Here is a 10,244-nt window from a genome sequence, read left to right on the forward strand (position 1 = left end):
CATATCAAACAGGTCAATGCTGGTCGTGTATATAAACTAATTGACCTAAAAGGTCCTATTTCTCGAATTGATTTGTCCAAGCAGAGTGAGCTTGCTCCTGCTAGTATCACCAAAATCACTCGAGAATTAATTGAAGCGCACTTGATTCATGAAACGACAGTACAAGAAGCGACGAGTCGTGGTCGACCTGCTGTCGGTTTGCAGGTCAATAATGAAGGCTGGCAATTTTTGTCAATGCGTTTGGGGCGGGGTTATTTAACCATTGCTTTGCATGAGTTAGGCGGTGATGTACTGATCGATACTAAAATCGAGATACACGAGCTTGACCAAGACGATGTGCTTGAGCGCCTGCTTTACGAAATTGATGAATTTTTTCAGACTTACGCGGATCAACTGGATCGGGTTACCAGTATTGCCCTTACACTGCCTGGTCTCGTGAACTCAGAGCAAGGTGTCGTTTTGCAGATGCCTCATTACAATGTCGAAAATCTTGCTCTTGGACCAGAGATATACAAAGCAACAGGCTTGCCAGTTTTCATTGCCAATGACACGCGAGCTTGGGCATTAGCAGAAAAGCTTTTTGGTCATTCTCAAGATAATGACAACTCCGTTCTTATCTCTATCCACCACGGTTTAGGTGCGGGCATCATTCTGGATGGGCGCGTTTTGCAAGGCCGTCACGGTAACATTGGTGAACTCGGGCATATTCAAATTGACCCAAATGGAAAACGTTGTCATTGCGGCAATATTGGCTGTTTGGAAACCGTTGCCAGTTCTCAAGCAATTCGTGAAGAAGTCGTAAGACGAATCGCTGATGGCGAAGACTCTATTCTTGCTAAACAAGAGGAAATGAGTATTGAGAGCATTTGTGAAGCCGCTGCAAACGGTGATCCTTTGGCCGTCGATGTGATTGAAAAACTTGGACGCTACTTAGGCTCTGCAATTGCTATTGTGATCAACTTATTTAACCCTGAGAAAATCTTGATCGGTGGTGTGATTAACCAAGCAAAAGATGTGCTTTATCCTGCGGTTCGTCGCTGTATCGAAGAGCAGAGTTTACCTGTTTATCACCAAGATCTTGAGCTGGTGGAGTCTCGTTTCTATAAGCAAGCCACAATGCCTGGTGCCGCGTTGATTAAGCAAGCGTTGTACGATGGTCAACTATTGATGAAGGTTGTGGAAGGTTAAGTACTTTTTAACATGATGATGTGCCTGGCTGTTGAGACTGCATTTGTAGGTGATTTAGGGTGAGACTTAACGGCTCACCCTTTTTGATCGCCTATTACTAGAAAGGGAATTTGAGTTATGTTGCATTGCTATATCTGCGCCATTCATGTAATTTCCTAAAAAGCTCAAGTAAATAAACAAAATGGCTTTCAATGTGCTGCGTGACTTTGCGTCTGATGCAAAGAGAAGTAATACGCTAAAACTGTTGTACTTTAAAGCTGTGCTCGAAAAGCCAAATATTTTAAGGTTATTTGGTTATATAACCTTGCTGTGTCTGTACTGATTTCGAGTAAAATAAGAATTATCCATAATTTAGGTAGTAGTATGTCCGGAGTGTTAAATACGGTTGACCAGCGTACAAACTTGGTTGGTGAAAATCGACTAGAGCTTCTGCTGTTCACTTTAAATAGTCGCCAATTATTTGCGATTAATGTGTTCAAAGTGAAAGAGGTCATCAAGCTTCCACCGTTAACCAAGCTCCCTGGATCGCACTACAATATTCGTGGGGTTGCTTCTCTACGAGGTGAAGCGGTACCAGTGATTGATTTACGAGGCGCAATTGGTTTTCCTGCTTTACGTGGTGAAGCGGAAGAAGAAAATTTGATCGTGACAGAGTACAACCGCACGGTGCAGGGCTTCTTAGTCGGTCCGGTTAAAAACATTATTAATACGGCATGGACTGAAATTCAACCGCCTCCTTCCACGTCTGGTCGCTCGAATTACCTCACGGCTATCACGCAAATCAAAGAGGGGGATGCCTCTCAAATTGTCGAAATTATTGACGTTGAAAAAGTTTTAGCAGAGATCGTACATTACGACGTGACTATCTCGGAGGACATTCTCGATCAAGAATTGGCCCAAGCAATGGTCGGGCGTAATGTTCTGATTGTGGATGATTCCTCTACAGCTCGTAATCAAGTTCGCGATACGCTTTCTCAATTGGGTATGAATATCATCGAGTGCCGTGACGGGCTAGAAGCGTTAACGGTTTTAAAACGTTGGTGTGATGAAGGTAAAGATGTAGAAAAAGAGCTGTTGATGATGATTACGGATGCTGAAATGCCTGAAATGGACGGTTATAAACTGACCCATGAAGTGCGCCAAGATCCACGTATGTCTAAGTTGTTTATCACATTGAACACTTCTCTGAGCGGTAGTTTTAATGAAGCCATGGTACAAAAAGTAGGCTGTGATCGCTTTATATCTAAATTCCAACCGGATCTGCTGGTTGAAGTTGCTCAAGACCGATTACGCCAGATGCTTTCTAAAAGTGCATGATTAGATCTAGTGAAATCAGAGGGAGCGCACCTCTCTCTGATTTTTAACATTTCTCTCCTTAATTCCTCTGTACTAATGGAAATCCCGAGATTTACTTTGTAGATTGTTCAAGTAGTGCGTGCAATCCATCAACTTGCCAGCAATAACGTGTGTGACTTCTCCCTCTTTTTCAAGAATGCCTTTCACCATTAATACTTTAGCGCCTAAATACGCTTGCTTTTGGGCTCGTGCTGTCGCTTGCCAAACGACCACATTAATGTTGCCCGTGTCATCTTCTAACGTAAAAAATGTCACGCCAGCGGCGGTGCCTGGAGATTGTCTTCCTGTTACCACACCTACCACTGTGACCAGTGACTTATGCGGTTTCTCTGTCAGTTGCCTCATGCGGGTAAAGTGAGGGAGTTTGCCCGTTTCTTCTAATAATTTAATTGGATGGCGGCTAAGAGATAGTCCCGTGCTTGCGTAATCCTCAATTAAATTTTCATATTCAGAGGGTTGAGTCTGGTAGCTAACATTGGGTTCTTCGACCTTGTGAAACAATGGTAGGTCAGATAAGGAATCCATTGCTGCCCAGCGAGCGTTATAACGATTTCCCGATAAGGCCTGAAATGCATTGGCTGAAGCCAATAATTCAATGTCACTTCGGCTTCTTAATATCTGCTTTACTTCTTGAATCGATCGGTAACCATTAAGTGGTTTGCGCTCAATAAGCCTTTGTGCGCTTTCTGCGTTAAAGCCTTTCACCAAGCGAAAACCAAGTTGCACGCCGAGCCTGCCATTCGGACGTGAGACGAGATGATGTTGATATTTTGAATGATTGACGCACACCGGCAATACTTCGACGCCATGTCTGCGAGCATCTTGTACTAATTGCGATGGGCTATAAAATCCCATTGGTTGGCTGTTCAATAATGCAGTGTAAAATTCGGCTGGGTAATAATATTTTAACCATGCAGAACAATATGCCAGCACTGCGAAAGACGCTGAATGACTTTCAGGGAAGCCGTACTCACCAAAGCCGCAAATCTGATCGAAAATGCGCTCAGCAAACGCTAAGTCATAACCTCTCTCTTGCATACCATTGATCAGTTTTGGTCTGAATTTAGCGAGATCGCCATTCTTTTTCCATGATGCCATCGCTCGACGGAGTTGATCGGCCTCGCCGCCGCTAAACCCTGCGGCTACCATGGCTAGCTTGATGACTTGCTCTTGGAAAATAGGGACGCCCATAGTCCGCTCCAGAACGCTTTTTACTTCTTCCGATGGATAACTGACAGGCTCTTTGTGATCTCGTCGTTTTAAAAAAGGATGCACCATATCACCCTGAATAGGGCCTGGACGAACAATTGCAATTTGAATCACTAAGTCGTAATAACAAGCAGGCTTTAGGCGAGGAAGCATGCTCATTTGTGCACGAGATTCAATTTGGAATACGCCTATCGTGTCAGCTTTTTGGATCATGCGGTACACGTGTGGATCATCTTGTCGGCGAGTGATCTCGGAAATCGAGAGGGATCGCTGGTGATGTTTCTCGACCAGTTGAAAGCACTTTTTGATGGCGTTTAACATGCCGAGTGCGAGTACATCGACTTTTAGTAGCTTCAAGCTTTCTAAATCGTCTTTATCCCATTGAATGATAGTGCGATCTTCCATCGAGGCATTTTCAACAGGTACCAACTCATATAAAGGGCCAGATGAAATTACAAAGCCACCTACGTGCTGAGATAAATGGCGTGGGAAGCCAATGATCTCGTTGACCAATTGGATAAACTGCTGCCCTTTGAGAGATTCTGGTTGTAAGCCAAGTTCAATAATTTGAGCTTGCCAGCCTTGGCTGCGATCTCGGCGATTAACGTTCTTAATGAAAAAATCTAATTGGGTCTCTTCAATCCCTAGTGCTTTACCGACTTCACGCACGGCACTTTTAAAGCGATAGCTGATCACTGTTGCAGCAAGTGCTGCACGCTCACGACCATATTTTTTGTAAATATACTGGATAACTTCTTCACGGCGCTCGTGTTCAAAGTCCACATCAATATCCGGCGGTTCCTTACGTTCTTTACTGATAAATCGTTCGAATAAGACAGCGATTTGTCGAGGATCGACGGCGGTAATTTCCAGGCAATAACACACTACAGAGTTTGCAGCGGAACCTCGCCCTTGGTAAAGAATACCTTGCTGTTTCGCAAACATTACGATGTCGTGAATAGTAAGGAAGTAGTAGTGGTATTTAAGCTCTTGAATAAGCGCCAGTTCATTCTCGATGGTTTGATTGACTTCTGCTGGCACGCCTTCAGGAAAACGCAGCTTTTTACCACGTTCGACCAACATACGTAAGTAAGAGTCGGGTGTATAACCATCTGGGATCAGCTCGGTAGGATATTCGTATTTTAAATCGGAGAGCTTAAACTCGCATAAATCGGCGATGTAAGTACTTTCTTCCAGCCATTCTGGTTTGTAAATCCGAATCAACTTTTTAAAAGGACGAAGCGCTCGCTCAGTATTCGAAATACGGTCAAAACCGAGTTTATCGACGCTACACCCATGTTTTATAGCAGTAAGTACATGCTGTAATGGCAAGCGTTCAACGTCATGCATGAGAACGCCTCCGCAGGCAGTTATAGGTAATTGAAATTCATGTGCTAACTGCTCGCAGTGCGCAATGTACTCAGTATCGTTGTTACTCAAATGGCGCTGAATCGCTACCCACAAACGATTAGCGTGGCGTTGATTGAGCCAGCGCCCCCAATAGTGATCACTCTCTTGATGTGTGGGCAGCCACAATACCAAACAATGTCGAACCGACATCAAATCCCATTCGAATAGTTGATAGTTGCCTTTTTCACTGCGTCTTCTTGCGTTTGTGATGATACGACACAACTCGGCATAAGCCTTGCGACAAGGGCAAAGCAGTACGATTTGGCATTCATCATTTAACCAAAACATACTTCCAACGATTTGTTTGATATCGAGTTTATGTTGTTCGATGGTCGCATGGGCTTTGACAACGCCCGCGACTGAACATTCATCCGTTATAGCTAGAGCTTGATAGCGATAGAAAGCAGCTTGGAGTACCAGCTCTTCTGCATGAGAAGCTCCAGTCAAAAAAGAGAAGTTAGACTGACAAAATAGTTCCGCGTAACTCATAATGACCCAACAAAAATAACTGTCGATTTAACAAAAATAGCCATGAAGAAACCAGTGCTTGTGCTGATCACGAAATATCCATAACCAGCGGCCTTGCTTGGTGTGTGCAATGTAGTAATCACGCATGATCTCATCACCATCCCACCACCCAGAAACTATTCGCTCAGGTCCGTGGACCAAAGAAACTTGCTCTTGCAATACAATGGGAGTCGGTAATTGCATTGCTGGGCGTAGTATGGATGGTATGGCGTGCCCCTTTTCATCCGTAGCATCAGCAGGGCGATACTGACTGGCCTTTTCTGGTCTAGGATCGCAAGCAATATTGGGTTTTAAAACGGCACTTTTTCCCAATTTAGCTTGCAGTAAAGAAAGCAACTCTAAAGCATTCATGTTTCCTTTCTGCCCAGCAAAGAGATCGCGTGATGCACTAAGAGGCTCACCTTGACGGATGACTTTTAACGTTAGCCCTGTGACTGGGCCATTAAGCGAGAGTGACTCTAAGCTCAAACTCGCTAACTGTTGCCAACGCTGACATAGGTAATCACCTTGCGCAGAAGTGAGTTGAAGGTGTTGCTCTTGTTTCTCACGCTGGTGGAGTGTTAAACACAGTTCAAAAGCGACCTTATCTCTTAATTTAAGAAAGATTTCGAGTTGACGAAGTAATTTGGCCAACGGCTTTTCAATCCACTGAACGTTTTCGATCTCAAACAACAGCTCTAAATAAACTTGGAAGGATTCGGTAGGGTGATAAAAGTCGACAGGGTGTTTAAACTGCCCAGTCAGTCGACCAACGTAGTTCACCAAATCGATATCAAAGCGTCGTGCGATGTCTTGCAATGGCAGTTCAAGCAGGTTTTGCAATGTGGTGACACCTACACGTTGTAACTTCTCTACGGTAGCGTTTGATAAATCTGTCAGTGTTAACGGTATTGGTGATAAGGCTTTTTGTATGGCAGATTTGTCTTCGCTGATGACGTTCGCTCCTGATAATGCCATCAATTTGGCAGCAAAAGGCGAAAAACCACATCCGAATTGAAAACTCAGTTTCAGCTCCGATAAGTGAGCTCTGACTTTGTTCCAATAGTTTTCAAACCCTTCATACAGAGCGAGCATTGGAGTAGCACGCAGCAAAATACCTTGGTTTGGCATCAACACAACGTCAGATGTGATCAAATACAGCCATTGAGCAATTTCTTGTAACTTGCTCCATTCGGTGTGCGGATGATAAGGATGCACTTGTAAATCTCGACACAAGGACGCAGCACTGCCTAGGCCCATACCTGGCTTAATGCCTTGTTGTTCGGCAATCTCGTTGTATTGAATAATCTGGCAACGTTGGCTTTCGACAATCACCACGGGTTGTTCTTGGTTATCACCAAAGAGTGCGTCTAGCTGCAGGCGAGGGAAGTGCAAGTAAATCCACAGAGCCATATCACTAACCTTGGTTCGCCAGTGGGAAATTGACCACAGTCGAGTGCACAGTTTCAGATGATGGTTTCACCAGTTGCGGGTAATGGTGTTGGAATCCGATACTAACGCTACCTCTATTCCAGCCTCCTTTCCTTTTCAGCACTTCAACATGAATCCCTTGCTCGTCGCCTTTCAGTTTTAAACTGAGTGACACAGGCAAAGACAAGCGGTTGATAGTATCTGTTTTAAGCATAAAGAGAGGGCAAGTACCTTGTTCACTCGCTACCTGTAAGCGTTTCACTTGATGTATTTCAAGCTCTTCTTGCCATAACAAAACATTACTGCATACCCCACTTTTCAGACATTGCTCTGCAGCCCAAAGAGCATCTTTGGGATGAGCTGGATTAACGACCCACACTTGGTTTATATCCAAACCGATGTAGTGTAAGAACAGAGAATTCACTAACGCGGGAGGTTGAATAAATGCAGTCACACCATTGGTCTGGGTGGCTTTTAAATAAGGAGCGAGCAAACGCAATTCACCAATACTACCAATAGATTCCATCTCCACTACGCCATGAGGTGGAAAGCCTCCGCCGAGCAAATCATCTAATTCAGAAAAACCGGAACTAGTCTGCAACTGCTGAGGATCTGCTTTCGTTAAATTTGCTTGCCAAACAAGGTGTTGGCTTTTTAAGTTCTGAATAATATCTTGCATAATAAATACCTGTATATACATACAGTATATTTCTGTGGGAGAAAGTCGCAAGATTTTTATGAAGAGAGAAATGAAAAAAGGCAGCGTTTGCTGCCTTTTCAATCGATTATGTGAGGTAACCTGAATGAGTTATTTACGCTTCGGTTGAGCGTCGATGCACTGACCGTTCACATCGGTAACCGCAGGATCCATTAAGTGCAAATATAGCGGCATGATATCCAGTGGCGTTTTGAGAGTATTCGCATCTTCACCCGGATATGCTTTTTCACGCATGCGAGTACGAGTGGCACCAGGGTTAATTGCGTTAACGCGGATCGGTGTATCACTCAGCTCGTCAGCTAAAACTTGCATCATGCCTTCTACGGCAAATTTAGAGATAGCGTATGGCCCCCAGAATGCGCGGCCAGAGTGGCCGACGGTTGAAGAGGTAAAGATAATACGCCCAGCTTCTGATTTACGCATCACAGGCAGTAATGCTTGAGTCATTAGCACTTCGGCTTTCACGTTGATCTGCATGATATCGTCGAAGTCTTCCTCTTTGATTTGATCAAATGGACACAGCGAACTCAAGACACCTGCGTTGTGTAATAGACCATCCAAGCGACCAAACTGTCCTTCGATTGTCTCTGCCATATCAATGTAATTCTGCTGAGTTGCACCCTTGAGATCCAATGGAATGATAGCAGCTTGTGGATAGCCAGCAGCTTCAATCTCATCATAGATAGATTCAAGGTTTTGCACATTTCTACCCAAGAGAATAACAGTTGCACCGTGCTCGGCATAAGAAAGCGCGGCTTGACGGCCGATGCCATTACCAGCGCCAGTAACAAGAATGACTTTACCTTTTAGAGCATCAGCTGAAACGGAGTAGTTCACGGCGATAAATCCTTATTATTGTAAGAGGGTCCATGATAGTTAATTGACGCTAAAAAACGCCTGTTTCTCAATGGAAAATCTTGGTAATCGTGACAAGATGGTTACAATACACCAATTCATGTGTTATACCAATTCCAGAACTTTCGTTAGGTATGCTATCAATCAGAACAAGTGGTTACAAACCGCGCTGCCTTCTCGCTGATGTTTCTGCGTAACATACTAACGTCATCTGAAATGAGATAAAGGAGCTCTCGTTGGAATTTTTATTAGATTATGGTCTGTTTCTGGCCAAAATTATCACGGTGGTTGCTGCGATAATTGTTCTGCTCATTATTGCAAAATCGGCTGGTGGCAAATCGGGTGCGGCGAAAGGGGAGTTAGAGATTACCAACCTTTCAGATCAACACAAACAATCTGTTGAGCAGTTAGAGCATCATTTGCATGACGATGCTTTCATCAAGGCTCGAGATAAAGCCGTCAAGAAAGAAGAAAAAGAGAAGAACAAATCTCGCGAGAAAGAAATCAAACAAGCGAGCAAAGACGGTTCATTAGATAGCAAGCGTGAACCACACCTATTTGTTCTTGATTTCAACGGTAGCATAGACGCAAAAGAAGTCGCGTCTCTACGTGAAGAAATCACCGCTATTTTGGCTGTCGCACGTGAAGGTGATGAAGTGTTACTTCGCTTAGAGTCTGGCGGTGGTATGGTTCATGGTTACGGCCTTGCCTCTTCTCAACTGGACCGAATCAAAGCTGCGGGTCTTCCTCTGATCATCTCTGTTGACAAAGTTGCGGCAAGTGGCGGTTACATGATGGCATGTGTAGCAGATAAGATTGTTTCTGCACCATTTGCAATTGTGGGGTCTATTGGCGTTATCGCACAAATTCCTAACTTCAACAAACTGTTGAAGAAACATGACATTGAGTACGAACAACTAACAGCGGGTGAATATAAACGCACGCTAACGATGTTCGGTGAGAATACCGATAAAGCGCGCGATAAGTTTAAGCAAGAACTTGAAGAAACACATGTCTTGTTTAAAGACTTCATCCGTGAGCGTCGTCCTAGTTTGGACCTAGACAAAGTAGCCACTGGTGAGCACTGGTTCGGTACACAAGCGAAAGAGCTTGGTTTGGTGGATGACATTAGTACATCTGATGATATCGTTGTTGCAGCATGCAAAGATAAAACTGTACTTTCTGTGCATTATGTACAAAAGAAAAAACTGGCCGACAAGCTAGCAGGTGTGGCGGGTAAAGTCGCTGATAGTGTGATTTTAAAGTTAGCTGAGCGTGGTCAAAAGCCGATTGTTTAATCGAGCTTAAGTTCATGACATTTAAAACGGCGAGGGCGGAAGCTCTCGCCGTTTTTGTTGAACTTTATGTTTATTGATGAATCCAATTACGCATTAGGTGTAATGCTTTACACGACATTTTTCCTCGCTCCAAAGACTGATTACCCGTATAATGTGCGCCTCGAAAACCGAGCAAATTGCTGAAAAGAAACTATTGGTGGAGAAGAACATGTCCTCTCAAACTCCGGTTGTAACCGTAGATGGACCTAGTGGTGCAGGTAAAGGCACTTTAT

The 10,244-nt window shown here is 44.0% G+C and carries 7 protein-coding genes; 3 read left to right on the plus strand and 4 right to left on the minus strand.

Translation table 11 applies throughout. From position 1 onward, the window contains the following. Both R7P35_RS23295 and R7P35_RS23300 read left to right on the plus strand, forming a co-directional pair. A partial coding sequence (locus R7P35_RS23295) for an ROK family protein (protein ID WP_318092706.1) occupies positions 1-1,188 on the plus strand: 1,188 nt, incomplete at its 5' end. 363 nt (positions 1,189-1,551) lie between these two features. Beyond that, positions 1,552-2,505: a chemotaxis protein CheV gene (locus R7P35_RS23300; protein ID WP_005372976.1), complete on the plus strand. Its 954-nt coding sequence runs from the start codon at positions 1,552-1,554 to the stop codon at positions 2,503-2,505. 72 nt (positions 2,506-2,577) lie between these two features. Here the strand turns inward: R7P35_RS23300 and R7P35_RS23305 are convergent, their stop codons facing one another. From R7P35_RS23305 to R7P35_RS23320, 4 genes are all read right to left on the minus strand, one after another. Beyond that, positions 2,578-5,652 carry an error-prone DNA polymerase gene (locus R7P35_RS23305; protein ID WP_213904867.1) on the minus strand — a complete coding sequence of 1,025 codons (3,075 nt, stop codon included), beginning with the start codon at positions 5,650-5,652 and terminating at the stop codon, positions 2,578-2,580. A 27-nt stretch (positions 5,653-5,679) separates the two neighbouring features. Next, entirely contained in the window at positions 5,680-7,083 is a 1,404-nt protein-coding gene (locus tag R7P35_RS23310) for a Y-family DNA polymerase (protein WP_054574790.1), read from the minus strand. A 4-nt stretch (positions 7,084-7,087) separates the two neighbouring features. Continuing rightward, entirely contained in the window at positions 7,088-7,780 is a 693-nt protein-coding gene (gene imuA / locus R7P35_RS23315; RefSeq protein WP_017633866.1) for a translesion DNA synthesis-associated protein ImuA, read from the minus strand. Positions 7,781-7,909: 129 nt separating this feature from the next. After that, on the minus strand, positions 7,910-8,656 hold the full coding sequence (locus tag R7P35_RS23320) for a YciK family oxidoreductase (protein WP_005372980.1): 747 nt from the start codon (positions 8,654-8,656) through the stop codon (positions 7,910-7,912). A 254-nt stretch (positions 8,657-8,910) separates the two neighbouring features. Between R7P35_RS23320 and sohB the strand changes: the two genes are divergently transcribed. Further along, positions 8,911-9,972, plus strand: coding sequence for a protease SohB (sohB, locus tag R7P35_RS23325; RefSeq protein ID WP_042523086.1), 1,062 nt, complete (start codon positions 8,911-8,913; stop codon positions 9,970-9,972). Positions 9,973-10,244: the final 272 nt, after the last annotated feature.

The organism is Vibrio sp. Vb0304 (genome assembly GCF_033338995.1).
Classification (GTDB): Bacteria; Pseudomonadota; Gammaproteobacteria; order Enterobacterales; family Vibrionaceae; genus Vibrio; species Vibrio alginolyticus.